Source organism: Enterobacter sp. R4-368 (assembly GCF_000410515.1).
In the GTDB taxonomy this organism is placed as follows: Bacteria; Pseudomonadota; Gammaproteobacteria; order Enterobacterales; family Enterobacteriaceae; genus Kosakonia.
Genome location: NC_021500.1, coordinates 4,692,268 through 4,717,119, shown reverse-complemented (window position 1 = coordinate 4,717,119; position 24,852 = coordinate 4,692,268). Strand labels below are relative to the sequence as shown.

Here is a 24,852-nt window from a genome sequence, read left to right as displayed (position 1 = left end):
AATGGTTGGCGAAAGCATGGAACAGGTTGGACACAATCATCACTCATTACTTCTCACAGAGTGGCAGGTCTTACTGCAGCAAACGCCACCGCAAGTACACGATATTCTGTCTGCCCTGGCCGATGAGGAAATTCGCCATCTGGTTAATGTTTTTTATGACTACATGCTTTCGCACAGTGAAAGTGAGCTGTTTTTAAACACTGAACAGGTCAGTACACGCCTTAGCCATAGTATGTTTCACTGGCTGCGCAGCGTGTTGGGTAGTGCGAAAGAGGACATCGAACAACTTCTGGAAAAACAGCGGGAAATTGGCATCGTTCATGCGCGTATTGGTTTACCGATCGACCTTGTCGCTCGGGGAGCGCGTAAGCTGAAAAATGAACTTTATGATTTATTACAAGCAAAAGCGACGATTCCCCCCTTATTACTCAGCCAAACCCTTTGCTTTAGCAGCCTGGCAATGGATACCGCGATAGAAGCCATGACCGTTTCATATTCGCCAGGTTATCAGAATTCAATGCAGGCACAGGAACAGTACCGCCTGTTATCCATTTATGATGATGTGAATGTTGAGCGCGAGCGACAGATTAGCGCCCTGACCAGCTGGGAAAACCAGTTTATCTACAATATCGCCACCGGATTGCCCGCAGCGGATCTGATTTACCTGTCGGAATCGGATTTCGGCATGTGGTTTTCTCATAAAGGTAAGCATCTGCTGGGCAATCCGAAGATGCTGGCTAACATGGATACACTCATTAATCAAGCTGACGAGCGCATTACTCGGGCGCTTACGGCAGAACAATCGCCGGAGATGGAGCCACGAATGGCGGTGTTGCAGACAGTACGCCAGCTTACCGGGCAAATCCACCGTCTGCTTGTCGCGATGTTCGATGCGCTGGTAGAGCTGGAAAATGGCAAAGATCCACTGACGCAACTGCTTAACCGCCGCTTTATTCCCACCATTATGCGCCGGGAGATCTCGCTGGCACTGAATGTGCGTAAACCCTTTATTCTGGCGATGCTGGACATTGATCACTTTAAGAGAATCAACGACAGCTTCGGGCACAGCGCGGGGGATATAACGCTCAAAACGGTAGCCGCTGCCATCTATGATCACTTCCGCAGCAGTGATTACGTATTCCGCTACGGCGGTGAAGAGTTTATGGTGCTGCTGGTCGAATCTGACCTGTTACAGGCGAAGATCATTCTGGAAGCGCTGCGGCAGAAAATCGCCGCGTTGACGATTGAAGTCACACCCGCACAACACTTCTCGGTCACCGTTAGCATTGGCGTCGCCGGGTTTGATTACCACCCGGATTACAAGCGTTTAATTGATAAAGCGGATCGTGCGCTTTATGTTGCTAAAAGCCACGGGCGCAATCGTATCGAAACCAGCGTTATTTGAAGCTGCTTTTGCAGGCATAAAAAAACCGGGCTGATATCGCCCGGTTTTTAGAAGTGAAGTACAGAGATTAATGTGCTGCTTCCGGTTTGTGCTTCTGCGCACTCTGGAAGCCATACTCCAGCTCATTTTTCTCTTTATTCAGCGTTACCGTGACCTGGCCACCATCAACCAGCGAACCGAACAGCAGTTCGTTGGCCAGCGGTTTTTTCAGGTTGTCCTGGATAACACGCGCCATCGGGCGAGCGCCCATTGCGCGGTCGTATCCTTTCTCAGCCAGCCAGTCGCGAGCTTCCTGGCTGACTTCCAGCGATACGCCTTTCTGATCCAACTGCACCTGGAGTTCGACAATAAACTTGTCGACAACCTGATGGATCACCTCAGTCGACAAGTGATCGAACCAGATAATGTTGTCCAGACGGTTGCGGAACTCCGGCGTAAAGATCTTTTTGATCTCTTCCATCGCATCGGTGCTGTTATCCTGGTGGATAAGACCAATGGATTTGCGCTCGGTTTCACGCACCCCGGCGTTGGTGGTCATCACCAGCACTACGTTGCGGAAATCAGCTTTGCGCCCGTTGTTATCGGTCAGCGTTCCGTTGTCCATCACCTGCAACAGCAAGTTAAAGACATCCGGATGCGCTTTTTCGATTTCATCAAGCAGCAGCACCGCGTGCGGATGTTTGATCACCGCGTCGGTCAACAGACCACCCTGATCAAAACCTACATAGCCCGGAGGCGCACCAATCAAACGGCTGACAGTATGACGTTCCATATATTCGGACATATCAAAACGCAGCAGCTCAATGCCCAGCGCTTTTGACAACTGCACTGTCACCTCGGTTTTACCCACGCCGGTTGGGCCAGCAAACAGGAAGGAACCGACCGGTTTATGGTCTTGACCCAGCCCTGCCCGGCTCATTTTGATGGCCTCGGTTAATGCCTCAATGGCTTTATCCTGACCGAACACCAGCATTTTCAGACGATCGCCAAGATTTTTCAGCGTATCGCGGTCGCTCTGAGAAACACTCTTCTCAGGAATACGCGCGATACGGGCCACCACCGATTCGATATCCGCCACGTTAACGGTTTTCTTACGCTTGCTTACCGGCATCAGACGCGCGCGCGCGCCCGCTTCGTCGATAACATCAATCGCTTTATCCGGCAGATGGCGATCATTGATGTATTTCACAGCCAGCTCTACCGCCGCACGCACCGCTTTCGCGGTATAACGTACATCGTGGTGCGCTTCGTATTTCGGTTTCAGGCCATTGATAATCTGCACCGTTTCCTCGACGGACGGCTCAGTGATATCAATTTTCTGGAAGCGACGCGCCAGAGCACGATCTTTTTCAAAGATATTGCTGAATTCCTGATACGTGGTGGAACCCATGACGCGGATTTTACCGCTGGAAAGCAGCGGCTTGATCAGGTTTGCGGCATCCACTTGCCCACCAGACGCAGCGCCTGCACCGATGATGGTATGGATCTCATCGATAAACAGAATGCTGTTATTGTCCTGCTCAAGTTGTTTCAGCAACGCCTTGAAACGTTTTTCGAAATCGCCACGGTATTTAGTACCGGCCAGCAGTGAACCGATATCCAGCGAGTAAATTGTGCAATCTGCCATCACTTCTGGCACGTCGCCCTGCACAATACGCCACGCCAGCCCTTCGGCGATGGCGGTTTTACCTACGCCGGATTCACCCACCAGCAGCGGGTTATTTTTACGACGGCGGCACAGAACCTGAATCGCACGTTCAAGTTCTTTACCACGGCCAATCAGCGGGTCGATTCCTCCCACACGAGCAAGCTGATTAAGGTTGGTGGTGAAGTTTTCCATACGTTCCTCCCCTCCTGCCTGCTCTTCGCTGTTCACCTGCCCGCTACTGCTGCCAGTGGCGTCAGATGATGGGCCTGGCTCGTCTTTACGCGTGCCGTGAGAGATAAAGTTCACCACGTCAAGGCGGCTTACTTCATGTTTGCGCAGCAGATAAGCCGCTTGCGACTCCTGCTCGCTAAAAATGGCAACCAGCACGTTCGCGCCGGACACTTCACTGCGCCCGGATGACTGAACGTGAAACACCGCGCGCTGAAGAACACGCTGGAAGCTGAGCGTCGGCTGTGTGTCGCGCTCCTCTTCGCTCATGGGTAGAACGGGTGTGGTTTGTTCGATGAAGGCTTCGAGTTCCTGCCGCAGCGCCACCAGGTCCACTGAACACGCTTCCAGCGCTTCGCGGGCAGATGGGTTACTGAGCAGCGCCAGTAACAAGTGCTCGACGGTCATAAACTCATGTCGGTGCTCGCGCGCTCTGGCGAAAGCCATGTTTAAACTGAGTTCCAGTTCTTGATTGAGCATAGGCACCTCCCCCAAGTTTCATGCCTGCATTCAGGCTCTTTCCAGCGTACACAGCAACGGATGCTCGTTCTCCCTGGCGTACTTGTTCACCATTGCGACTTTCGTCTCGGCAACCTCAGCGGTGAAAACACCACAAATGGCCCTGCCGTGATAGTGAACCGTAAGCATCAGTTGCGTTGCACGTTCTACATCATAAGAAAAGAACTTTTGTAGCACGTCAATAACAAATTCCATCGGCGTGTAATCATCGTTCATTAACATAACTTTATACATGGATGGCGGTTTCAGCGCGTCGCGCAGTTTATCTTCCGCCAATTGGTCGAAATCCAGCCAGCTATTGCTCTTACCCATCGTTAGCGTTTCATCTTAGGTTACAGTTTCCGGCAGCGTTTAATCGGCCGATTACATGAGTCTAGATGTATTTTCAATCTACATCAGATGACAGATAACAATCATCTATCGTTGTCATTCGCGACGGCTGTCACATTCCTTTGTAATAGCGTTAACTGCTTCAAAATTTTGATGCGTCGCCTCCAAGAACCCCTGCCAAATGCTTGACGCGTTATACGAATTATCTAAATTGTACAGTCGAGAGTTGGCGAGGTTTTGAACAGCCCGCTTGCTCTACCACCGGTTCATTCCATCTTACTTAAATAAGATTTACGAAGGATGTCGAAGCATGGAAACGGGTACTGTTAAGTGGTTCAACAATGCCAAAGGGTTTGGTTTTATCTGCCCTGAAGGCGGCGGCGAAGATATCTTCGCGCATTACTCCACCATTCAAATGGATGGTTACAGAACGTTAAAGGCCGGGCAGACTGTCCGGTTTGATGTACACCAGGGCCCTAAAGGCAATCACGCCAGCGTCATCGTGCCCGTAGAAGTGGAAGCCATGGCCTGAAGCCTGTTATCACATTGTGTACATGCCGCAGTCAAAATGCCAGCCCAATCGGCTGGCATTTTTATTACTCGCGAGCCAGCGCATCTACTGGATCCAGCCGTGCGGCATTACGCGCAGGCAACCAGCCGAACAGCACACCGGTAAATGTCGAACATAAAAATGCCGTTAACAGTGCCACCGGTGAAAACCCAATCTCCCAGCCCGGTAAAAAGAGTTGCAAGGTAAAGGCAATCAACATAGATAGCGTGACGCCGAGCGCACCACCGACAAGGCAAACAAACACTGCCTCAATCAGAAACTGCGACAAGACGTCCCCCGCCCGGGCACCAACTGCCATCCTGATGCCAATCTCACGCGTCCGCTCGGTGACCGACACCAGCATAATATTCATCACACCGATACCGCCAACCAGCAACGAAATGACCGCCACCAGCGTTAAAAACAGCTGAAGAGTACGTGTGGTCTTTTCCGCTGTTTTCAAGACCCCGTCCATATTCCAGACGAAGAAATCTTTCTTACCGTGGCGCAGGCTGAGCAACCGCGTGAGCTGCTGCTCAGCCTGCTCACTGCTGTAGCCCTCATTCACCCGCACCGTAATGGAGTTTAGCCAGGACTGTCCCATAATACGCCCGGAGATGGTGCTGTACGGCAGCCAGACGCGCAGGATTTTGCTGCTGCCAAACATCGATTGCTTCTCCTCCGCCACACCAATCACCGTCGCCGGCATGTTACCCACCAGGATTACCTCGCCGACCACGCTGGCTTTATTGGGGAATAACTGACGGCGGGTGTTGCTGTCGAGCACCACCACTTGCGCCCGACCTTTCAGTTGCTCTTCGTTAAACGAGGCACCTTCGCTGAACGTCATGCCATACACATTAAAATATTGCCCGCTTACGCCATTGGCGCTCGCCGCCACATCAATATTGCCGTAGCGCAAACGCAGATTTTGTGAAACGGCAGGTGTGGCTGATTTAACCCAGGGCTGCTTCTGAATCGCCTGCAGATCGTCATACTTCAGCGCCTGCTGGTATTGCGGCTCGTCATCGCCAAAATCTTTGCCGGGATAGACATCAATCGTATTGGTGCCTATTGAGCGAATATCCGCCAGCACCAGTTGTTTCGCCGCATCACCGACCACCACAATTGAGACCACCGAAGCAATACCGATAATAATGCCGAGCATGGTCAACAAGGTGCGCATTTTATTGGCCGCCATGGCGCGCCAGGCCATGGTCAACGCTTCCTGAAAACGGCTGACAAATTGCCGCCAGCCCCCGGCGTGCGTCATGATCGCGTCATGGTTTGCGGGCGCGGCGGCTTCCGTTTTGGCTGGCGGATTACTGATTATCTCGCCATCACGAATTTCAATCACCCGCTCTGCCTGCGCGGCCACCTGCGGATCGTGCGTCACGATAATTACCGTATGCCCGCGATCGCGCAACTGATGCAGGATTGCCATCACCTCTTCGCCTGAGTGGCTGTCGAGGGCGCCGGTCGGTTCATCGGCCAGAATCACCTGGCCGCCATTCATCAACGCGCGGGCAATACTCACGCGCTGTTGCTGTCCGCCGGAGAGCTGCGATGGTTGATAATCCGCCCGCTCCCCCAGCCCTAAGCGGGTCAGTAATGCTTTTGCGCGCTCCAGTCGCGCTTTACGTTCCGTCCCCGCATACACCGCCGGAACTTCGACGTTCTGCGCAGCGGTCAAATGGGAAAGCAGATGATAACGCTGAAAGATAAAACCGAAATGTTCGCGGCGTAGCTGCGCAAGCTGGTCGCTACTGAGCAACGATACATCCGTTCCCGCCACCCGGTAAGTGCCGCTGGTGGGCTTGTCCAGGCACCCCAGAATGTTCATCAGCGTGGATTTACCGGAACCGGATGCGCCAACAATCGCCACCATTTCGCCAGCATTAATGCGCAGCGTGATGCCTTTTAGCACCTCGACCGGTCCATCACCGGACGGGTAACTGCGACGAATATTATTCAGATCCAGCAATGCGGTCATTGCGCCGCTCCGCTTTTCTCGCCAATCACCACTTCTTCGCCCGCATCCAGGCCTTTCGTCACCACCACTTCCGTATCATTACGTGCGCCCAGCGTCACCTCGCGCTCGCGGGTTTCACCATTACGCAGCACCTTCACTTTATAACGGTTGTCCCCCACCGGATCGCCAAGCGCCGCCAGAGGGATGGTGATCACATTCTTCAGGCCAGTCAGTTGGATATGCACCTGTGCGGTCATATCAAGGCGCAACACACCCTCCGGGTTTGGCACTTCAAAACGCGCATAGTAAAAAATCGCATCGTTGACCTTTTCCGGCGTCGGCAGAATATCTTTCAGCTCGCCTTCATAGCGTGTTCCCGGATCGCCCAGCACGGTGAACCATGCTTTCTGCCCCGGCTTGAGGTGGATGACATCCGCTTCGGAAACCTGCGCTTTCACCAGCATGGTACTCATATCGGCCAGCGTCAGGATGTTCGGCGCTTGTTGCACGGCAATCACCGTCTGGCCCTGCAGCGTGGTGATTTGCGTCACTTCACCGGCCATCGGCGCAAGAATACGTGTGTAATCAAGGTTGGTTTTCGCGGTATCCAGTGTGGCCTGGTTACGTTTGATCTGGGCATCAATGGTGCCAATTTGCGCTTCTTTTACCGCCACATCCGTCGCAGAGGTGTCCAGCTCCTGGCGGGAGATCAAATTGCTTTTCACCAGTTGCTGCTGACGCGCTAGTGTTACCTGGGCCAGCTTCAGTTCAGCCAGCGCCTGACGCCGCTGCGCCCGCAGTTCCATTAACGTCGCATCGACTTCCTTGATTTGGTTTTCCGCCTGCTCGGGGTCGATCACGCCTAAAAGCTGATCTTTCTTTACCTTATCGCCGATATTCACCGACAGTGTTTTTAACTGACCATTTACCTGGGCGCCAACATCAACCTTACGGAGCGCATCCAGCTTCCCGGTCGCCAGCACGCTTTGTTGCAATTCACCCGGCCGCACTATCAGCGTCTGGTACTGAATGACCGGGGCATTAAGTTTGCCCCACAACCAAAATGCCGCCAGTAAAACCACCACTGCCAGCACAATCATTACCGTCCTGCGTTTTCCCTTCAGTTTCATAAAAATCCCAGCTCATCGGACATGCAGTTTATAGAGGCCAATCTTAACTAAACAGAACACCAACGAAACAAAAAATTCGTATTTTCTCCATTGTGCCAGTTCGCTGGCAAGACAACGCTCTATATTGGTGGACTGCAGGGCGCGAAAGCGCATGTTCCGCATGAGGCGATTCAGGTAGCGACCAAGGCGTGTCATGGGTTGTTCCCGAAACGTCTGCTGGTGGAAACGGCCATGACGATGGCGCAATTTCTGCAAGTGGAAGAGATCCGCGCTGTCAGTAATGAAACGCATATCTACCGCAACGCGCGTTATCGCAAGAAAAAACAGGGGCTGCTGCATGCCGATTACAACAGTTTCTGGGAATCGCTGGGTGCCGTTGCCGATCAGCACGGCGACTTCGTGCTGCCCCTGGTGATGCCGCGCAAACCGATGGAAGAGATCGCCAGCAAAAAGCGTTCTGAATATCGCCGCCGCTACGAGCTGCTCGACAGTCTGCAGGCGCAGACTGCCGCTCACTGCCAGAACTAATCTGCCCGCCCGCGTGCCAGCCATAGCACGCGGGAAAACATTTTACGAAACAGATGCGGCACCGACTCCACGCCGCGCCTGCCCGCTTCCAGTGCCACTTCAATCGCCAGATCCGGTTTTGACGAACGGTGGATCGCTTTGATAATCACCCGCCGCATATTCATCGACACATTGTCCGGTAACTGTGCGACACGGTGATAGACATCGGCGAACCCTTCCCGATACATAAAATGCTCCATATCCAGCGCCGGCAGTTCCGTCAAATGTTCGCGCGTCTGATCCCTGTCGTTATCGAGCAGGCTACGCACAGTAGCGGCATACTTCTTCCCGGCTTCGTCGCCATCCACCAGCACATGCCACTCAATACCCATGCGGCGCGCAAACTTAATGAGCGGCTTTAAGCCTGACTGGGCAAATTCGATAATTTTCACCCCTTCGGCATCGAAATGATGACCGCACTGGCGCGCCAGTTCATTGATAACCCAGTTCTCCGTCTCCCCTTCCACCAGCAACCAGCAACGGGCAAAGAGTGAAGAAGGCCGGTTAACGCGAATATGAAACGCAATGCGCCGCCCATCTTCGGCACTTAAACCGCCAGGGCCAAGACGCCAGGCCGCCACACGCGAAGACTCGCGCACCAGGCGACAAACATGTTCAACCGGTGTTAACGACAGCAGCTCACCGGAGTTGGTGGTGGTTATCTTTTGTAGCGGCAGCAAATTCAGCAATTGCCAGGCCACAGAGAGCATAATCGGATGCAGCCGCGTTTCCGGATCTTCCACCAGCAATAGCGGCCGCGCGTCACGGTCGAGATGGACAGAACCCTTCGCCTGCAACAGCGTGGCGAAAAAACCCAGCAGAATAACCCGGTACATCCGCCCGCCGGGCTTATCGATCATGCGGTTAATAATGTCGAGATAGCGCCAGCTACGTTGCTCATCATGAGAGCGGCGGCGCATCAAGCGCTGGTGTGAAGCGCCGCTACCCTGCTCGGCAAAATAGTGCTCAAGCAATTGCACCATCGCTGACAGCCCGTGGCGTATCTGCGCGTCGGTTAAATTTTGCGGGCGGGAGATCAATTCGTGGGAGAGGAAATCAAGCTGACGCGCGGTGTTTTCCAGCAACGGCGTATCCGGCACGCTGCCGTTACGGATGCGGCGCATAAAGCGCGCATCACGTAGCCGCAGTACCGGCATCAGCCGCACCAGGTGGCGGGCACTTTCATCGATGTCCTCCAGCGGCAGCAAATTCCCCTGTGCATCCAGAAAACCGCGTAGCGTCATTACGCTGCCATCGTCGGAAAGCTCGCCTTCATGCCGGTAGAAGAGGCGGCGATAACCGTCATTCCCGGCAACCCAACAATCTGCCAGCGGGCGATAACGTCGCGTGCGGTAGCGTCCGGGTTCGGATTCGCGAAAAGTCAGAATAATATGCAGATGATGTTCCCGCCCTTGCAGATCCCCCGGCGGGAACCAAAAATCATCGCGGACAAAATGGTAGAGATCCGTTTCCGGTGACAGCAGGAGGGTTAACGCGTCCAACAGGCTCGATTTACCCCAGGCGTTTTCCCCAATTAACACGTTGTTCTGCTCAAGCATCAGCGATAAACGATTAATGCCGCGAAAGCCGACAATATCCACGCGCTCCAGAATCATTCTTCCTCCGGCATCTCTGGGCTTTTCCGTCTATTCTTGAAGGAGTATAGCGGGACGAAAAGCGGCAGAACACGCGCTAAGTGCAATATTTCATTGAAATATATGCAGTGGCTCAATCGTTGTAATATTTAAAAAAACGAACCGCGACATTAAATAGCATATATTTCTTATTTACTGACATAAGTAAAAACTTAACACCAGTTAAAAGCAACAACTTACGATAAATTATCTATTTTAAATCAATTTACTGGTTTTTATAACTGGTTATTTTATTTTGTAACTCCCTACAATACGCACGCTTTTATTCACGCATCCATTGATGTCTGACACACGGCGCGGGTCTGGGCCCGTTTCTGTTTTTATCGAGGTGGCTATGTTTAGAAAATTAGCGGCGGAATGTTTTGGCACATTCTGGCTGGTATTTGGTGGCTGCGGCAGCGCAGTGCTGGCGGCAACGTTTCCGCAAACCGGCATTGGTTTTGCCGGGGTGGCGCTGGCGTTCGGTTTAACGGTCATGACCATGGCATTTGCCGTCGGGCATATTTCCGGCGGTCATTTTAATCCGGCAGTCACACTCGGCCTGTGGGCTGGCGGTCGTTTTCCGGCAAAAGAGGTGGTGGGATATATTCTCGCGCAACTGGTTGGCGGCATTATTGCCGCGGCAGTGCTCTATTTAATTGCCAGCGGTAAAAGTGGTTTCGATGCGGCGGCCAGCGGTTTCGCCTCTAACGGCTACGGAGAACATTCCCCAGGACATTACTCAATGTATTCCGCCATTATTATTGAGATTGTCCTGAGCTGCGGTTTCCTGCTGGTTATTCACGGTGCGACAGATAAAAATGCACCTGTCGGTTTTGCACCTATCGCCATTGGGCTGGCGCTGACATTAATCCATTTGATCAGCATCCCGGTCACCAACACTTCGGTTAACCCGGCGCGCAGCACCGCCGTGGCGATTTTCCAGGGCGGCTGGGCGTTAGAACAGTTATGGATGTTCTGGGTGATGCCGATTATCGGGGGTATCCTCGGTGGCGTTATCTACCGTACGCTGCTGGAAAAACGCGCTTAAGATAAAGACCCGGTTTTGTGCCGGGTCTTTTGCATAATCTTTCTTATTTATTGCAGCTTTACTCATTTTCGACCTTTGGGTAGTGTGTTCCCCGGTGTTTTCACTTTGCAAGGATTCGGGCGCTTCATGCTTTCAGGACTGTTAATTATTCTTCTGCCGTTGGTCATCGGTTATCTGGTTCCCCTGCGTCACACTGCTGCGCTCAAACTTATCAATAAATTACTCAGCTGGATTGTCTATCTGATCCTCTTTTTTATGGGGATAAGCCTCGCTTTTCTCGATAATCTCAGCGCGAACTTACTGGCGATATTGCATTACTCGGCGGTTAGCGTGGTGGTGATCCTGCTGTGTAACGCCGCTGCACTGCTGTGGCTGGAGCGTACGCTGCCCTGGCATCACCAGCACCAGCAAGAAAAATTGCCTTCGCGGATTGCGATGGCGCTGGAATCCCTGCGTCTGTGCGGTGTGGTGGTTATCGGTTTCGCCATTGGTCTTTCCGGGGTGGCGTTTTTACGCTATGCCACGGAAGCCAGCGAATACACGCTGATCTTCCTGTTGCTGCTGGTGGGTATTCAGTTGCGTAACAGCGGCATGACGCTGAAACAGATTGTCCTTAACCGCCGGGGAATGATTATTGCCGTGGTGGTGGCTGCCAGCTCGCTGATTGGCGGCGTGATTAATGCGCTGATCCTCGGCCTGCCGCTGAAAACGGGTCTTGCCATGGCTTCGGGATTTGGCTGGTATTCGTTGTCGGGCATTCTGCTTACCGAGTCGTTCGGCCCGGTGATCGGCAGCGCCGCCTTCTTTAACGATCTGGCGCGCGAGTTGATTGCCATCATGCTGATCCCTGGTCTGGTGCGCCGCAGCCGCTCTACCGCGCTTGGGTTATCGGGCGCGACCTCGATGGATTTCACCCTGCCGGTACTCCAGCGCTCCGGTGGCCTGGAGCTGGTGCCCGCCGCCATTGTGCACGGTTTTATTCTCAGCTTGCTTGTGCCGCTTTTAATGGCCTTTTTCTCTGCCTGATACTTCATTGGCGGTAGATGCCTGCCGCCAAACTTGCGCTAAATCAATATCCCCTTAAATTGCCGTCAAAATCGCTTTTAAGCCTGCCGACAGCAGCATAATCTTAAACATGCATTTCAAATATAACTTTAACATAAAGGTGTGACCATGTTTTGTGTGCAATGTGAACAAACCATCCGAACTCCGGCGGGCAACGGCTGTGCGTACGCGCAGGGGATGTGCGGTAAAACTGCCGAAACCTCCGACCTGCAGGATCTATTAATTGCCGCGTTACAAGGGCTCTCCGCCTGGGCCAGCAAAGCACGTGAGTACGATCTGATTGACCATGAGATCGATAACTTCGCGCCGCGCGCCTTCTTCTCTACCCTCACCAACGTTAACTTCGATTCCGTGCGTATTGTCGGCTACGCGCGCGAGGCAATCGCCAAACGTGAAGCGCTGAAAGCGCTCTGTCTCGCTATCGATGCGAATGCCCACGTCGACAATCCAATGGCCGACCTGCAACTGGTCAGCGACGATCTCGGCGAATTACAGCGCCAGGCGGCAGAGTTCACGCCGAACAAAGACAAAGCGGCGATTGGCGAAAACATCCTTGGTTTACGCCTGCTCTGCCTGTACGGCCTGAAAGGCGCGGCGGCCTATATGGAACACGCCCATGTGCTGGGCCAGTACGACAACGATATCTACGCCCGTTATCACAAAATCATGGCATGGCTGGGTACCTGGCCTTCTGATATGAATGCCCTGCTCGAATGTTCAATGGAAATTGGCCAGATGAACTTCAGCGTGATGAGCATTCTGGATGCTGGTGAAACCAGCACTTACGGTCACCCGACGCCTACTCAGGTCAACGTCAAAGCCGTTGCCGGGAAATGCATCCTGATTTCCGGCCACGACCTGAAAGATCTCTACAACCTGCTGCAACAAACCGAAGGCACGGGCGTAAACGTCTATACCCACGGTGAAATGCTGCCGGCACATGGCTATCCGGAACTGCGCAAATTCAAACATCTGGTCGGTAACTACGGTAGCGGCTGGCAGAACCAGCAGGTGGAATTCGCCCGCTTCCCTGGCCCCATCGTCATGACGTCCAACTGCATTATCGACCCGACCGTTGGTGCTTATGACGACCGTATCTGGACGCGCAGCATCGTCGGCTGGCCGGGTGTCAACCATCTGGAAGGCGACGACTTCGCACCGGTGATCCGCCAGGCGCAGCAGATGTCCGGCTTCCCGTTCAGCGAAATCGAACACCTGATCACCGTCGGTTTTGGTCGCCAGACGCTGCTTGGCGCGGTGGATTCACTGATTGATTTGGTGAGCCGTGAAAAACTGCGTCACGTCTTCCTCGTTGGTGGCTGTGACGGTGCGCGCGGTGAGCGTAACTACTTTACCGACTTCGCCACCCAGGTGCCGGATGACTGCCTGATCCTGACGCTGGCCTGCGGTAAATACCGCTTTAACAAACTCGACTTTGGCAACATTGAAGGTCTGCCGCGCCTGATTGATGCGGGTCAGTGTAACGATGCTTACTCAGCCATCATCCTGGCGGTGACGCTGGCGGAAAAACTGGGCTGCGGTGTTAATGATCTGCCGCTGTCGCTGGTGCTCTCCTGGTTCGAACAAAAAGCCATTGTCATCCTGCTGACTCTGCTCTCGCTGGGTGTGACGAATATTGTCACCGGGCCGACGGCGCCGGGTTTCCTGACGCCGGACCTGCTGGCGGTGCTGAATGAGAAATTCGGTCTGCGCCAGGTCACGACCGTGGAACAGGATATGCAGCAGTTGCTGAGCGCATAAGGAGCTAACGATGACCATGCCAACCCCTCAATGCCCGTGGCGTATGCAGGTTCACCATATCCAGCAGGAAACGCCGGATGTCTGGACACTGTCGCTGTTGTGCCACGATTACTACCCCTATCGCGCCGGGCAATATGCGCTGGTGAGTATCCGCAACAGCGCGGATACGCTGCGGGCCTATACCATTTCGTCCACGCCGGGCGTTAGCGAATACATCACGCTGACCATCCGCCGTATTGATAATGGCGCAGGTTCTCAGTGGCTGACACGGGAAGTAAAACGCGGCGATTATCTGTGGCTTTCCGATGCGCAGGGGGAATTTACCTGCGATAACGAACCGAACGATAAGCTGTTGCTGCTGGCGGCAGGGTGCGGCGTGACGCCGATTATGTCAATGCGCCGCTGGCTGGCGCATTACCGTCCGCATGCTGACGTACAGGTGATCTTCAATGTGCGTTCGCCGGAAGACGTGATTTTTGCCGATGAATGGCGTGATTACCCGGTCACGCTGGTGGCAGAAAATAACGCCACGGCGGGTTTTGCCGCTGGTCGTCTGAGTCGCGAGTTACTGAGCCAGGTGCCGGAACTGGCGGCGCGCACGGTAATGACCTGCGGCCCGGCGCCATATATGGATTGGGTTGAAAGCGAAGTCAAAGCGCTTGGCGTGACGCGTTTCTTTAAAGAGAAATTCTTTACCCCAGTGGCTGAAGCCGCAACCAGCGGGCTGAAATTCAGCAAACTCTCGCCGATGAAAACCTTCTACGCGCCAGTGGGCAGCACGCTGCTGGATGCGCTGGAAAGCAATAAAATGCCGGTCAATGCCGCCTGTCGCGCCGGTGTCTGCGGTTGCTGTAAAACGCAGGTAGTTTCCGGTGAATACACCGTCAGCAGCACCATGACGCTAACGGAACAAGAGATTGCCGACGGCTTCGTGCTGGCCTGCTCCTGCCACCCGCAAGGCGATTTAGTGCTGGCGTAATCCGCAATAAAAAAGCGCCCCTCATCTGAAGGGCGCTTTTTCCTTAAACCGTTTACTTCCAGGCAGGTGCGACGGAGTAACGACCCGCACCGATAAATGCAATCACCAGCGCCGCAATAAAGTAATACACCATGCTCTCAATCGCCCATGCGCCAGTCGCATCCAGCGATCCGGTTTTACCCACGCCAACCAGCAGCCAGGCCACAACCATGGTGAACGCCAGCACCAGCGCAGCAGGACGCGTCAGTACGCCGAGAATAAGCAGGATCGGGCACAGCACTTCGCCAATCAGCACACCATAAGCGATAAAACCGGGAAGCCCCTTCGCCGCCAGCATCCCCGCAATCCCATCGATACCGCCGATTAATTTGTGCAGCCCGTGGAATAACATCAGCCCGCCGACCATCAAACGCAGCAGCAGACGACCAAAATCTTCATGCGAAAACATCTTATTAACTGAGTTTAACAATGATTTAACCATTTGAAATGATTCCTGTTTTCATCGACCTGTGTCAGACTATTCCGATCTGTAACAAAAATAAACCCCTGTTTTATAAAAGCTCATTCTAAATCCGCTTTGTGACGCATTCATTGTCTAAGCTTGTAAGCAAGATCACAAAAAGGAGCGTCGTAGATGAAACAGACAGTGGCCGCGTATATCGCCAAAACGCTGGAGCAGGCAGGCGTAAAACGCATCTGGGGGGTAACCGGCGATTCCCTTAACGGCTTAAGTGACAGCCTGAACCGTATGGGCACCATCGACTGGATGCCGACCCGTCATGAAGAAGTCGCCGCCTTTGCCGCCGGCGCAGAAGCACAACTCACCGGCGAGCTGGCCGTCTGCGCGGGTTCGTGCGGGCCAGGAAACCTGCATTTGATTAACGGCTTGTTCGACTGCCACCGCAATCATGTTCCGGTGCTGGCGATTGCCGCTCATATCCCTTCCAGTGAGATCGGCAGCGGTTATTTCCAGGAAACCCATCCGCAGGAGCTGTTTCGCGAATGCAGCCACTACTGCGAGCTGGTGTCAAACCCGGAACAGATCCCACAGGTACTGGCGATCGCCATGCGCAAAGCCATTCTCAACAAAGGCGTATCGGTGGTGGTACTGCCGGGTGATGTCGCGCTGAAACCTGCGCCGGAAAGCGCCAGCAGCCACTGGTATAGCGCCCCACAGCCGGTTGTCACCCCTGCCGAGCAGGAGTTGCACAAACTGGCGCAACTGCTGCGCTATTCCACTAACATTGCGCTAATGTGCGGCAGCGGCTGTGCCGGGGCGCATAAAGAGTTACTGGCGTTTGCCGGTAAGCTGAAGGCGCCGATTGTCCACGCCATGCGCGGCAAAGAACATGTGGAGTACGACAACCCCTTTGACGTGGGAATGACGGGCTTAATTGGCTTCTCATCGGGTTTCCATACCATGATGAATGCCGACACACTGGTGCTGCTCGGCACTCAATTCCCTTACCGCGCGTTCTACCCCACTGATGCGAAAATAATCCAGATCGACATCAATCCGGGGAGTATCGGCGCGCACAGCAAGGTAGACATGGCGCTGGTGGGCGATATCAAAGCAACCCTGGCCGCTCTGTTACCGCTGCTGGAGGAGAAAACCGACCGCAAATTCCTCGACAAAGCGCTGGAAGACTATCGCCAGGCGCGCAAGGGGCTGGATGATTTAGCAAAACCGAGCGACAAAGCGATCCATCCGCAATATCTGGCGCAGCAAATCAGCCACTTCGCTGATGATGACGCCATTTTCACCTGCGATGTCGGTACGCCAACCGTCTGGGCGGCGCGTTACCTGAAAATGAATGGCAAACGCCGTCTGATTGGCTCCTTTAACCATGGTTCGATGGCCAATGCTATGCCGCAGGCGCTGGGCGCGCAGGCCACATTCCCACAACGGCAAGTGGTCGCGCTGTGTGGTGACGGGGGTTTTAGCATGCTAATGGGCGATTTCCTGTCGGTCGTGCAGATGAAACTGCCGCTGAAAATTATTGTTTTTAATAACAGCGTGCTCGGTTTTGTAGCGATGGAGATGAAAGCGGGCGGCTATCTGACGGATGGCACAGAACTGCAGGATACCAACTTTGCGCGTATCGCCGAGGCCTGCGGCATTACCGGTATTCGCGTGGAAAAATCGGCCGATGTTGACGACGCGCTGCAACGCGCCTTCTCGATCGATGGTCCGGTGCTGGTGGATGTCACCGTGGCGAAAGAAGAGCTGGCAATCCCGCCGCAAATCAAGCTGGAACAGGCCAAAGGTTTTAGTCTCTACATGATGCGCGCCATCATTAGTGGGCGCGGCGATGAGGTAATCGAACTGGCGAAAACAAACTGGCTCAGGTAAAACAGAGGGCATTACCCATCGTGAGATAAGGAAATGCCGTGATCGATTTACGCAGTGATACCGTAACCCGCCCGAGCCGCGCCATGCTGGAACAGATGATGGCCGCCCCGGTCGGGGACGACGTTTACGGTGATGACCCGACGGTCAATGAACTGCAACGTTACGCCGCCGAACTCAGCGGTAAAGAGGCGGCGTTGTTTTTGCCGACCGGTACCCAGGCCAACCTGGTCGCCCTGCTCAGCCACTGCGAACGCGGTGAAGAGTATATTGTCGGCCAGGGGGCGCATAACTATCTCTACGAAGCGGGCGGCGCAGCGGTGCTCGGCAGCATCCAGCCGCAACCGATTGATGCCGCCGCCGATGGTACGCTGCCGCTGGACAAAGTCGCGGCGAAAATCAAAGCCGACGACATTCACTTTGCCCGCACCAGACTACTGAGCCTTGAGAACACCCACAACGGCAAAGTATTGCCGCGCGACTACCTGCGACAGGCGTGGGAGTTTACCCGCGAACGTGGGTTGTCGCTGCATGTCGACGGTGCGCGCATCTTCAACGCGCTGGTGGAATATGGCTGCGAGCTGAAAGAGATCGCCCAATTTTGCGACTCGTTCACCATTTGCCTGTCGAAAGGTCTCGGCACGCCAGTAGGCTCCCTGCTGGTGGGTGATAAAGCGTATATCACCCGCGCTAATCGCTGGCGCAAAATGACCGGCGGCGGTATGCGTCAGGCCGGTATTCTGGCGGCGGCGGGCCTTTATGCATTACAAAACAACGTCGCGCGGCTGAAAGAAGACCATGAGAATGCCGCGTGGCTGGCCGCGCAGCTGAAAGAGGCTGGCGCAGATGTGATGCGCCACGACACCAATATGCTGTTTATTCGGGTGGGCGATAACGCACAAGCGCTGGGCGCGTATCTGCGCGAGCGCGGCGTGTTGATCAACGCCTCGCCGGTGGTGCGCCTGGTCACGCATCTGGATGTTAATCGTCAGCAACTGGCAGAGGTGGTTCGCCACTGGCAGGCCTTTTTACAGCACTAAGGAGCGGGATGTGGCGCAGCGGATCCTGGTGCTTGGTGCCAGCGGCTATATTGGACAACGACTGGTCGAAGCGCTCAGCCAGCAAGGTCATCAGATCAAAGCGGTCGCGAGAAACTTAACTCGCCTGCAAAAGCAGCAACTGCCGGGCGTAAGCTGCCATCGCGTTGATCTCTGGTGGCCACAGGAGTTGCCCGCGTTACTGCGCGATGTCGATACACTCTACTATCTGGTGCACAGCATGGGCGAAAGCGGCAATTTCGTCGCCCATGAGCGGCAAATCGCGCTGAATGTGCGCGATGCGCTGCAGGGGTCGTCGGTTAAGCAGGTTATCTTTCTCAGTTCGTTACAGGCGAAGGGCGAAACGAATTCCGACCACCTGCTGGCCCGGCAATACACCGGCGATCTGCTGCGTGCGTCGGGCATTCCCGTTACCGAATTACGCGCCGGCATCATTGTTGGTGCAGGTTCCGCCGCCTTCGAAGTGATGCGCGACATGGTATTTAACCTGCCGGTGTTAACGCCGCCGCGCTGGGTGCGCTCGCGCACCACGCCGATTGCGCTGGAAAACTTGCTGCACTATCTGGTCGAACTGCTTCAGCACCCCGCGCAGGAACACCGGGTGTTTGAGGCCGCCGGGCCGGAAGTATTGAGCTACCAGCAGCAGTTCGATCACTTTATGCGCGTCAGCGGCGTTCATCGCCCGCTGATCCCGATCCCCCTCCCCACCCGACTGATTTCCGTCTGGTTTTTACACCTCATCACTTCTGTGCCGCCGACCATCGCCAAAGCGTTAATTCAGGGCTTAAAGCACGATTTGCTGGCAGATGATACCGAATTGCGCCGCCTGATCCCGCAGACACTGATCCCGTTTGACGACGCGGTGCGCCGCACCCTGCAGGAGGAGGAAAAACTGGTTAACTCCAGCGACTGGGGTTACGACCCGCAGGCGTTTTCCCGCTGGCGTCCGCAATATGGTTACTACCCAAAGCAAGCGGGTTACACAGTGAAAACCGCTGCCAGCCTGAGCGCATTATGGGAAGTGGTTAACCGCATCGGTGGTAAAGAGCGCTACTTCTTCGGCAACATTCTGTGGCAAACCCGCGCGGCGCTTGATCATTTAATTGGTCACAAATTGCCGCATGGTCGACCTGCGCGCCCGTTTTTGCAAACCGGTGACGCGGTAGACAGCTGGAAAGTGATCATCGTCGAGCCCGAGCAGCAACTGGCGCTGCTGTTTGGTATGAAAGCGCCAGGGCTGGGACGGCTCAGCTTTACGCTGACCGATAAAGGCGATCACCGGCTGCTGGATGTCCGCGCATGGTGGCATCCGCACGGTATGCCGGGGCTGTGGTACTGGTTATTGATGTTCCCGGCGCATCTGTTTATTTTTCGCGGCATGGCGCAGCGTATTGCCCATCTGGCAGAACAAAATAGAGAAAAAGTCTGAGCTTAACCGCTTTTCTTTTCGTCATCCCATTGCATCAGAGCGTAATTCACGGAAGAATGCCCGCGATAAAGCCTTTTCAACACAATGGATCGATATGAAAGTACTGGTCACGGGCGCAACCAGCGGTTTAGGCCGAAACGCGGTCGAGTATTTGCGGCAAAAAGGAATTAGCGTCAGGGCCACTGGTCGTAACGAAGCCATGGGCAAGTTACTCAGTAAAATGGGCGCTGAATTTGTGCACGCCGATCTGACCGAACTGGTCTCCTCGCAGGCAAAAGTGATGCTTGCCGGGATCGACACGCTGTGGCACTGCTCAAGTTTCACGTCGCCGTGGGGCACGCAGGAAGCGTTTGATCTGGCAAATGTGCGCGCGACTCGCCGTCTCGGTGAGTGGGCCGTCGCCTGGGGCGTGCGCAACTTTATTCATATCTCCTCCCCTTCGCTCTATTTTGACTATCACCACCATCGCGATATCAGCGAAGACTTTCGCCCGGTGCGTTTCGCCAATGAATTTGCCCGCAGCAAAGCGGCCGGTGAACAGGTGATCGACCTGCTGGCGCAGGCGAACCCGAATACCCGTTTCACCATTTTGCGCCCGCAAAGCCTGTTTGGTCCGCACGATAAAGTCTTTATCCCACGTCTGGCGCAGATGATGCACCACTACCGCAGCGTGTTGTTGCCGCGCGGCGGCGATGCGCTGGTGGATATGACCTATTACGAAAACGCGGTGCAGGCAATGTGGCTTGCCAGCCAGCCTCAGTGCGATAAGCTGCCTTCCGGGCGGGCGTACAACATTACCAACGGCGAGCCGCGCTCGCTGCGCAGCATCGTGCAAACATTAATTGATGAACTGGGTATTCACTGCCGGATTCGCTCGGTGCCTTATGCGATGCTGGATATGGTAGCGCGCAGTATGGAGCATTTCGGCGATAAACGCGCCAAAGAGCCTGCGTTCACCCATTATGGCGTGTCGAAGCTCAACTTTGATTTCACGCTGGATATCAGCCGCGCCCAGCAGGAACTGGGCTATACGCCGATTGTGACGCTGGATGAAGGCATCAAACGCACGGCGTACTGGTTAAAAGACCACGGCAAACTGCATCGCTGAATGATTTAAAACGGGCCGGATTTGACGTCAGAAATTTTCTGCCCGCTTTTATCGATGTAGAACCACTCCCCGCCGACCAGCGCGGTATGCTCGCCATCCTTTTGCGGTTTGCAGCCGTTACACACCAGCGCTCTGCCCTCTTTAAACTGCCAGCCGTAATCGAACTGTGGCGCGATGCGGTTGCGGAAATTGTCGTCCCAGTAGCCCACTTTGCCGTTCTGGCGCGAGCGCACCAGCCCTTCAACAAACCAGTCCGGCCCATTATCAAAATGTACAACGGAAAGGTAGCTGTCCGGCGAACGCACATAGTAATCGGCATCCATCAACCCGGCGGCGCGCATATAGTCATACAGACCGACCCACGACATGCCCTCGACATCACGGGTTTTTGCAAACAGCGCAGGCAGGAATCTGAGCTTGCCCTCTTTCACTTCAACGCATTTATCGAGCTTTTCCACGTTATCCGTGGATTTATCCCAGTAAGCACAGCTGAACACCGTCACCGGGTTTGGCGCGGCATGGGCAGAAAAAGCCGCCATCAGCAGCGCGCCTGATATGATGCGAAACCTCATCTCCATTGACCTCGTCATAAAAAAGCAGTGGGAATTACCCCGCCTGGCCATATTTTTCCAGTAATGCCTCGGCAATCGCCTGGCTTTCAGCGTCAGCAATGCCGTTCCACAGCCCCGGACGGAAATGCATTTGAAACGCCATGATGACCCGTTTTTGCTCTGCGGGCGACATCTGCGGTTTCACGTCGTAACCGTACCGCGCCAGTAAATCAAGCAAGGAAGCCGTATCTACCGGTTCATGCGCAGAACGACCATTCAGGTAAAACGCGACACGCTGCGCATCCGGCCAGGCGCCAATCCCCTGGGAGAACAGCGTTTGCCACGGGAACAACGGGCCAGGATCGTCTTTACGCTGCGGCGCGATATCCGCATGTGCTACCACATTCTGCGGTGCAATGTGGTAGCGCGAGATTATATCTTTTACCAGAGGAATCAATGCATTAATTTGCGCGGGCGCAAAAGGTGCGAATTGTTTTCCGCCAGAAGTACGTTGCCAGCCGCGATTTTCCAGTTCAATGCCGATGGAGGTGTCGTTGATGCGCGTTGCGCCACGCCAGAAACTCGCCCCTGCATGCCAGGCTAACTCCTGCTCTGGCACCAGTTGCCAGATCCGCGGTTTACCGTGATGCAGCGGGGGCTCCGCCGGGATCAGGTAATGCGCGCTCACCTGCTTATCCGTAAGCGTTGCCAGCGACACATCAAAATCATCAGCGGTGTAGTGAATAACCAGCACTTTAATACGCGGATACGCCGCCTGCGCCTGCCGCCGGGTATCAAGCTGATAACCGTCTTTATCAATGATGCCTTTTTCACTGGCGCAACCTGCGAGCAGCAGCGCCAGCAGCAGTAACGCGATGTTTTTCATGTCCGCGTTTTCACCGCCGTACCGCTGACGCACACCATTAGCATACTGCCGTCCTTGCCCACCGTTTCGTAATCAACATCAATGCCGACCACCGCATTTGCACCCAGTGCTTTAGCCTGCTCGCCGAGTTCGCGAAATGCGATATCGCGCGCCTTGCGTAGCTCTTTTTCATAAGCGCCGGAGCGGCCACCGACGATATCGCGAATACCGGCAAAGAAGTCACGAAAAATATTCGCCCCGAGAATCGCTTCCCCGGTCACGACCCCGCAGTACTCGACAATCGGTTGCCCTTCCAGCGTCGGTGTGGTTGAAAACTGCATCGGTTTCTCCTTTTAACGTTCAATGCGTTACACCACACATTATCAGATCAATACACTATTCTTGAAAGGTCGTGACTTCTGAAGAGAAATAAGGAAATCAATATGCGCTATTCAGTTTTGACTCTCGCCTTGCCATGCGCGCTGCTGTTAAGCGCCTGCACCACGGTAACCCCGGCATTTAAGGATACGGGCGCGCGCGTTGGCCCGTGTGTGGAAGGCGGCCCGGATTCCGTAGCACAGCAATTTTATGACTACCGCATCGCGCACCCCGGTAACGACTGGACTGCGCTGCGACCCTATCTGAGCGATGATCTGAGCAAAATGCTCACCGCCGCCAGCCGCGATTCGCGCAATGCCACGCTTTTAAAAGCGGATCCGTTCTCCAGTCGCAACGTCACACCGGAAAAGGCTGACGTCGCCAGTGCATCGACCATTCCGAATACCGATGCACGGAATATTCCGCTGCGCGTCACGCTCACCAAAGGTGACCAAAGCTGGCGGGATGAAGTACTGATGATCCGCGAAGGCCAGTGCTGGGCAGTAGACGATGTGCGCTATCTCGGCGGCACCGTTCATGCCCCCGCCGGAACGCTACGCCAGTCGGTAGAACATCGGTGATTATTTCATGCCGCAATAGATAACCCCCGTAAAATGTCTGGCATTCCGCGGTGAATGCCGACATTTATGCCTGGTTCCCGCACCGCTCGGTATTTTGTGCTAACTTTATGTAGGAAGTTGGTTTATTTTTAAGTTTTAACGCACAAATATTGCATAACTATTCTGTCAACGTTACTATTTGCGGCCTCAATTGCTATCAGACTGCTTCGATGAGTATTAAATTAAACAGCATCAATTGCTTTTATGGCGCACACCAGGCGCTGTTCGATATCACGCTGGATTGCCCGCAAGGGGAAACACTGGTGCTGCTCGGCCCAAGCGGTGCGGGTAAAAGTTCGCTGTTGCGCGTACTCAACCTGCTCGAAATGCCGCGTTCCGGCCAGTTAAGCATCGCAGGCAATCACTTCGACTTTGCCAAAACCCCGTCTGATAAAGCGATCCGCGAATTGCGCCAGAACGTGGGCATGGTATTTCAGCAATATAATCTCTGGCCGCATCTGACCGTGCTGCAAAATCTGATTGAAGCGCCGTGCCGCGTGCTCGGTTTAAGCAAAGATCAGGCGCTGGCGCGCGCGGAAAAGCTGCTGGAGCGTTTACGTCTTAAACCGTATAGCGACCGTTTTCCGCTACATTTATCCGGTGGTCAGCAGCAGCGTGTCGCTATCGCCCGCGCGCTGATGATGGAGCCGCAGGTGCTGTTGTTTGATGAACCTACCGCCGCGCTCGATCCGGAAATCACCGCGCAAATCGTCAGTATCATTCGTGAGCTGTCGGAAACCGGCATCACGCAAGTTATCGTGACCCACGAAGTGGAAGTGGCGCGTAAAACCGCCAGCCGCGTGGTGTACATGGAAAATGGTCACATTGTTGAGCAAGGGGATGCGGGCTGCTTTGCCGCGCCGCAGACCGACGCGTTTAAATATTACCTATCTCACTGAAGAATCGGGATTAATGACAATGAAAAAAGTACTGATTGCCGCGCTACTTGCAAGCGTAAGCCTTACCGCTACAGCAGCCCAGACTATCCGTTTCGCCACCGAAGCGAGCTACCCTCCGTTTGAATCAACCGACGCGAATAATAAAATCGTCGGTTTCGATGTCGATCTGGCTAACGCGTTGTGTAAAGAGATTGATGCGACCTGTACCTTTACCAACCAGGCGTTTGACAGCCTGATCCCGAGCCTGAAATTCCGCCGTTTCGACGCGGTGATGGCCGGTATGGACATCACCCCGGAACGTGAAAAACAGGTTCTGTTCACCACGCCTTATTACGACAACTCCGCGTTGTTTGTGGGTCAGCAGGGTAAATTCACCAGCATTGACCAACTGAAAGGCAAGCGTGTAGGCGTGCAGAACGGCACCACCCACCAGAAATTCATTAACGACAAGCACCCGGAAATCACCACCGTTCCTTACGACAGCTACCAGAACGCGCGTCTGGATCTGCAAAACGGCCGTATTGATGCCGTGTTCGGTGACACCGCGGTGGTCACAGAATGGCTGAAAGCGGACGCGAAACTGGCGGCAGTTGGCGATAAAGCAACCGACAAAGAGTACTTTGGTACCGGTCTGGGCATCGCGGTACGCCAGGGCAACACCGATCTGCAGCAGAAATTCAATGCCGCGCTGGAAAAAGTGAAGAAAGATGGGACTTACCAGACCATCTATAACAAATGGTTCCAGAAGTAATCCT

Annotated in this window: 22 protein-coding genes and 1 pseudogene; 14 read left to right on the top strand and 9 right to left on the bottom strand. The window is 54.4% G+C overall.

Annotated elements, in window-relative coordinates:
* Positions 1 to 16 precede the first annotated feature (16 nt).
* A complete protein-coding gene (locus H650_RS22030) occupies positions 17 to 1,405 on the top strand; it encodes a diguanylate cyclase (RefSeq protein ID WP_044489821.1) in 1,389 nt (462 codons plus the stop codon).
* A 67-nt stretch (positions 1,406 to 1,472) separates the two neighbouring features.
* On the opposite strand, the gene clpA is transcribed toward H650_RS22030, so the two are convergent.
* Together clpA and clpS are read right to left on the bottom strand one after the other, a co-directional pair.
* Positions 1,473 to 3,761 carry an ATP-dependent Clp protease ATP-binding subunit ClpA gene (clpA, locus tag H650_RS22025; RefSeq protein WP_020457217.1) on the bottom strand — a complete coding sequence of 763 codons (2,289 nt, stop codon included), beginning with the start codon at positions 3,759 to 3,761 and terminating at the stop codon, positions 1,473 to 1,475.
* A gap of 30 nt (positions 3,762 to 3,791) precedes the next feature.
* Positions 3,792 to 4,112 carry an ATP-dependent Clp protease adapter ClpS gene (gene clpS / locus H650_RS22020; protein ID WP_017456164.1) on the bottom strand — a complete coding sequence of 107 codons (321 nt, stop codon included), beginning with the start codon at positions 4,110 to 4,112 and terminating at the stop codon, positions 3,792 to 3,794.
* Positions 4,113 to 4,440: 328 nt separating this feature from the next.
* Between clpS and cspD the strand changes: the two genes are divergently transcribed.
* Complete coding sequence (cspD, locus tag H650_RS22015; protein ID WP_007374119.1) at positions 4,441 to 4,662, top strand: cold shock-like protein CspD; 222 nt, start codon at positions 4,441 to 4,443, stop codon at positions 4,660 to 4,662.
* Positions 4,663 to 4,726: 64 nt separating this feature from the next.
* Here cspD and macB read toward each other — a convergent pair whose 3' ends face one another.
* Together macB and macA are read right to left on the bottom strand one after the other, a co-directional pair.
* A complete protein-coding gene (gene macB / locus H650_RS22010; RefSeq protein WP_020457216.1) occupies positions 4,727 to 6,673 on the bottom strand; it encodes a macrolide ABC transporter ATP-binding protein/permease MacB in 1,947 nt (648 codons plus the stop codon).
* Positions 6,670 to 7,782, bottom strand: coding sequence for a macrolide transporter subunit MacA (macA, locus tag H650_RS22005; RefSeq protein WP_044489602.1), 1,113 nt, complete (start codon positions 7,780 to 7,782; stop codon positions 6,670 to 6,672). Before macA ends, macB begins: the two co-directional genes overlap by 4 nt.
* A 90-nt stretch (positions 7,783 to 7,872) precedes the next feature.
* Here macA and H650_RS22000 point away from each other — a divergent pair.
* Positions 7,873 to 8,310 (top strand): annotated as a pseudogene (locus H650_RS22000) (VirK/YbjX family protein); the annotation flags it as partial.
* Here the strand turns inward: H650_RS22000 and H650_RS21995 are convergent.
* Positions 8,307 to 9,965, bottom strand: a complete 1,659-nt coding sequence (locus tag H650_RS21995; RefSeq protein ID WP_020457213.1) for an ATP-dependent endonuclease — start codon at positions 9,963 to 9,965, stop codon at positions 8,307 to 8,309. The pseudogene H650_RS22000 and the gene H650_RS21995 sit on opposite strands and share 4 nt — an antisense overlap.
* Positions 9,966 to 10,338: 373 nt before the next feature.
* Here H650_RS21995 and aqpZ point away from each other — a divergent pair, with 373 nt between their 5' ends.
* The 4 genes from aqpZ (at position 10,339) to hcr (ending at position 14,839) form a co-directional block, all read left to right on the top strand.
* Positions 10,339 to 11,034 carry an aquaporin Z gene (aqpZ, locus tag H650_RS21990; protein ID WP_020457212.1) on the top strand — a complete coding sequence of 232 codons (696 nt, stop codon included), beginning with the start codon at positions 10,339 to 10,341 and terminating at the stop codon, positions 11,032 to 11,034.
* A gap of 126 nt (positions 11,035 to 11,160) precedes the next feature.
* Entirely contained in the window at positions 11,161 to 12,060 is a 900-nt protein-coding gene (locus H650_RS21985; RefSeq protein ID WP_017456157.1) for a LysO family transporter, read from the top strand.
* 147 nt (positions 12,061 to 12,207) lie between these two features.
* On the top strand, positions 12,208 to 13,860 hold the full coding sequence (gene hcp, locus H650_RS21980) for a hydroxylamine reductase (RefSeq protein WP_020457211.1): 1,653 nt from the start codon (positions 12,208 to 12,210) through the stop codon (positions 13,858 to 13,860).
* Positions 13,861 to 13,870: 10 nt separating this feature from the next.
* Positions 13,871 to 14,839 carry an NADH oxidoreductase gene (hcr, locus tag H650_RS21975; RefSeq protein WP_020457210.1) on the top strand — a complete coding sequence of 323 codons (969 nt, stop codon included), beginning with the start codon at positions 13,871 to 13,873 and terminating at the stop codon, positions 14,837 to 14,839.
* A 52-nt stretch (positions 14,840 to 14,891) separates the two neighbouring features.
* On the opposite strand, the gene H650_RS21970 is transcribed toward hcr, so the two are convergent.
* Positions 14,892 to 15,320, bottom strand: coding sequence for a DoxX family protein (locus H650_RS21970; protein WP_020457209.1), 429 nt, complete (start codon positions 15,318 to 15,320; stop codon positions 14,892 to 14,894).
* Between the two features lie 153 nt (positions 15,321 to 15,473).
* Between H650_RS21970 and poxB the strand changes: the two genes are divergently transcribed.
* The 4 genes from poxB to H650_RS21950 all read left to right on the top strand — a co-directional run bounded on the left by poxB (position 15,474) and on the right by H650_RS21950 (position 20,784).
* The gene (gene poxB, locus H650_RS21965) at positions 15,474 to 17,192 is read left to right on the top strand and encodes a ubiquinone-dependent pyruvate dehydrogenase (RefSeq protein WP_020457208.1); all 1,719 of its coding nucleotides are present in this window, start codon (positions 15,474 to 15,476) and stop codon (positions 17,190 to 17,192) included.
* A gap of 38 nt (positions 17,193 to 17,230) precedes the next feature.
* Positions 17,231 to 18,229, top strand: a complete 999-nt coding sequence (gene ltaE / locus H650_RS21960; protein ID WP_020457207.1) for a low-specificity L-threonine aldolase — start codon at positions 17,231 to 17,233, stop codon at positions 18,227 to 18,229.
* Between the two features lie 10 nt (positions 18,230 to 18,239).
* On the top strand, positions 18,240 to 19,676 hold the full coding sequence (locus H650_RS21955) for an SDR family oxidoreductase (RefSeq protein ID WP_020457206.1): 1,437 nt from the start codon (positions 18,240 to 18,242) through the stop codon (positions 19,674 to 19,676).
* Between the two features lie 94 nt (positions 19,677 to 19,770).
* Entirely contained in the window at positions 19,771 to 20,784 is a 1,014-nt protein-coding gene (locus tag H650_RS21950; protein ID WP_020457205.1) for a 3-beta-hydroxysteroid dehydrogenase, read from the top strand.
* Between the two features lie 5 nt (positions 20,785 to 20,789).
* Here the strand turns inward: H650_RS21950 and H650_RS21945 are convergent, their stop codons facing one another.
* The 3 genes from H650_RS21945 to H650_RS21935 form a co-directional block, all read right to left on the bottom strand.
* Entirely contained in the window at positions 20,790 to 21,323 is a 534-nt protein-coding gene (locus H650_RS21945; RefSeq protein ID WP_233500360.1) for a WG repeat-containing protein, read from the bottom strand.
* A 67-nt stretch (positions 21,324 to 21,390) separates the two neighbouring features.
* Complete coding sequence (locus H650_RS21940) at positions 21,391 to 22,221, bottom strand: N-acetylmuramoyl-L-alanine amidase (RefSeq protein WP_020457203.1); 831 nt, start codon at positions 22,219 to 22,221, stop codon at positions 21,391 to 21,393.
* The gene (locus H650_RS21935; protein ID WP_020457202.1) at positions 22,218 to 22,541 is read right to left on the bottom strand and encodes a heavy metal-binding domain-containing protein; all 324 of its coding nucleotides are present in this window, start codon (positions 22,539 to 22,541) and stop codon (positions 22,218 to 22,220) included. The genes H650_RS21940 and H650_RS21935 overlap by 4 nt, the downstream gene beginning before the upstream one ends.
* A gap of 102 nt (positions 22,542 to 22,643) precedes the next feature.
* Here H650_RS21935 and H650_RS21930 point away from each other — a divergent pair, with 102 nt between their 5' ends.
* The 3 genes from H650_RS21930 (at position 22,644) to artI (ending at position 24,848) form a co-directional block, all read left to right on the top strand.
* Positions 22,644 to 23,159 carry a lipoprotein gene (locus H650_RS21930; RefSeq protein ID WP_020457201.1) on the top strand — a complete coding sequence of 172 codons (516 nt, stop codon included), beginning with the start codon at positions 22,644 to 22,646 and terminating at the stop codon, positions 23,157 to 23,159.
* A gap of 209 nt (positions 23,160 to 23,368) precedes the next feature.
* Entirely contained in the window at positions 23,369 to 24,097 is a 729-nt protein-coding gene (artP, locus tag H650_RS21925) for an arginine ABC transporter ATP-binding protein ArtP (RefSeq protein ID WP_020457200.1), read from the top strand.
* Positions 24,098 to 24,116: 19 nt separating this feature from the next.
* A complete protein-coding gene (gene artI, locus H650_RS21920) occupies positions 24,117 to 24,848 on the top strand; it encodes an arginine ABC transporter substrate-binding protein ArtI (RefSeq protein ID WP_020457199.1) in 732 nt (243 codons plus the stop codon).
* Positions 24,849 to 24,852 lie beyond the last annotated feature (4 nt).

Bases quoted from the DNA above. Each gene is read 5' to 3' on its own strand.
- hcp (WP_020457211.1), top strand. From the start codon at position 12,208: ATGTTTTGTGTGCAATGTGAACAAACCATCCGAACTCCGGCGGGCAAC.
- H650_RS22030 (WP_044489821.1), top strand. From the start codon at position 17: ATGGAACAGGTTGGACACAATCATCACTCATTACTTCTCACAGAGTGG.
- macA (WP_044489602.1), bottom strand. From the start codon at position 7,782: ATGAAACTGAAGGGAAAACGCAGGACGGTAATGATTGTGCTGGCAGTG.
- H650_RS21995 (WP_020457213.1), bottom strand. From the start codon at position 9,965: ATGATTCTGGAGCGCGTGGATATTGTCGGCTTTCGCGGCATTAATCGT.
- macB (WP_020457216.1), bottom strand. From the start codon at position 6,673: ATGACCGCATTGCTGGATCTGAATAATATTCGTCGCAGTTACCCGTCC.
- poxB (WP_020457208.1), top strand. From the start codon at position 15,474: ATGAAACAGACAGTGGCCGCGTATATCGCCAAAACGCTGGAGCAGGCA.
- H650_RS21970 (WP_020457209.1), bottom strand. From the start codon at position 15,320: ATGGTTAAATCATTGTTAAACTCAGTTAATAAGATGTTTTCGCATGAA.
- clpS (WP_017456164.1), bottom strand. From the start codon at position 4,112: ATGGGTAAGAGCAATAGCTGGCTGGATTTCGACCAATTGGCGGAAGAT.
- aqpZ (WP_020457212.1), top strand. From the start codon at position 10,339: ATGTTTAGAAAATTAGCGGCGGAATGTTTTGGCACATTCTGGCTGGTA.
- H650_RS21985 (WP_017456157.1), top strand. From the start codon at position 11,161: ATGCTTTCAGGACTGTTAATTATTCTTCTGCCGTTGGTCATCGGTTAT.
- cspD (WP_007374119.1), top strand. From the start codon at position 4,441: ATGGAAACGGGTACTGTTAAGTGGTTCAACAATGCCAAAGGGTTTGGT.
- H650_RS21930 (WP_020457201.1), top strand. From the start codon at position 22,644: ATGCGCTATTCAGTTTTGACTCTCGCCTTGCCATGCGCGCTGCTGTTA.
- H650_RS21945 (WP_233500360.1), bottom strand. From the start codon at position 21,323: ATGGCGGCTTTTTCTGCCCATGCCGCGCCAAACCCGGTGACGGTGTTC.
- H650_RS21935 (WP_020457202.1), bottom strand. From the start codon at position 22,541: ATGCAGTTTTCAACCACACCGACGCTGGAAGGGCAACCGATTGTCGAG.
- artP (WP_020457200.1), top strand. From the start codon at position 23,369: ATGAGTATTAAATTAAACAGCATCAATTGCTTTTATGGCGCACACCAG.
- hcr (WP_020457210.1), top strand. From the start codon at position 13,871: ATGACCATGCCAACCCCTCAATGCCCGTGGCGTATGCAGGTTCACCAT.
- artI (WP_020457199.1), top strand. From the start codon at position 24,117: ATGAAAAAAGTACTGATTGCCGCGCTACTTGCAAGCGTAAGCCTTACC.
- H650_RS21940 (WP_020457203.1), bottom strand. From the start codon at position 22,221: ATGAAAAACATCGCGTTACTGCTGCTGGCGCTGCTGCTCGCAGGTTGC.
- H650_RS21950 (WP_020457205.1), top strand. From the start codon at position 19,771: ATGAAAGTACTGGTCACGGGCGCAACCAGCGGTTTAGGCCGAAACGCG.
- clpA (WP_020457217.1), bottom strand. From the start codon at position 3,761: ATGCTCAATCAAGAACTGGAACTCAGTTTAAACATGGCTTTCGCCAGA.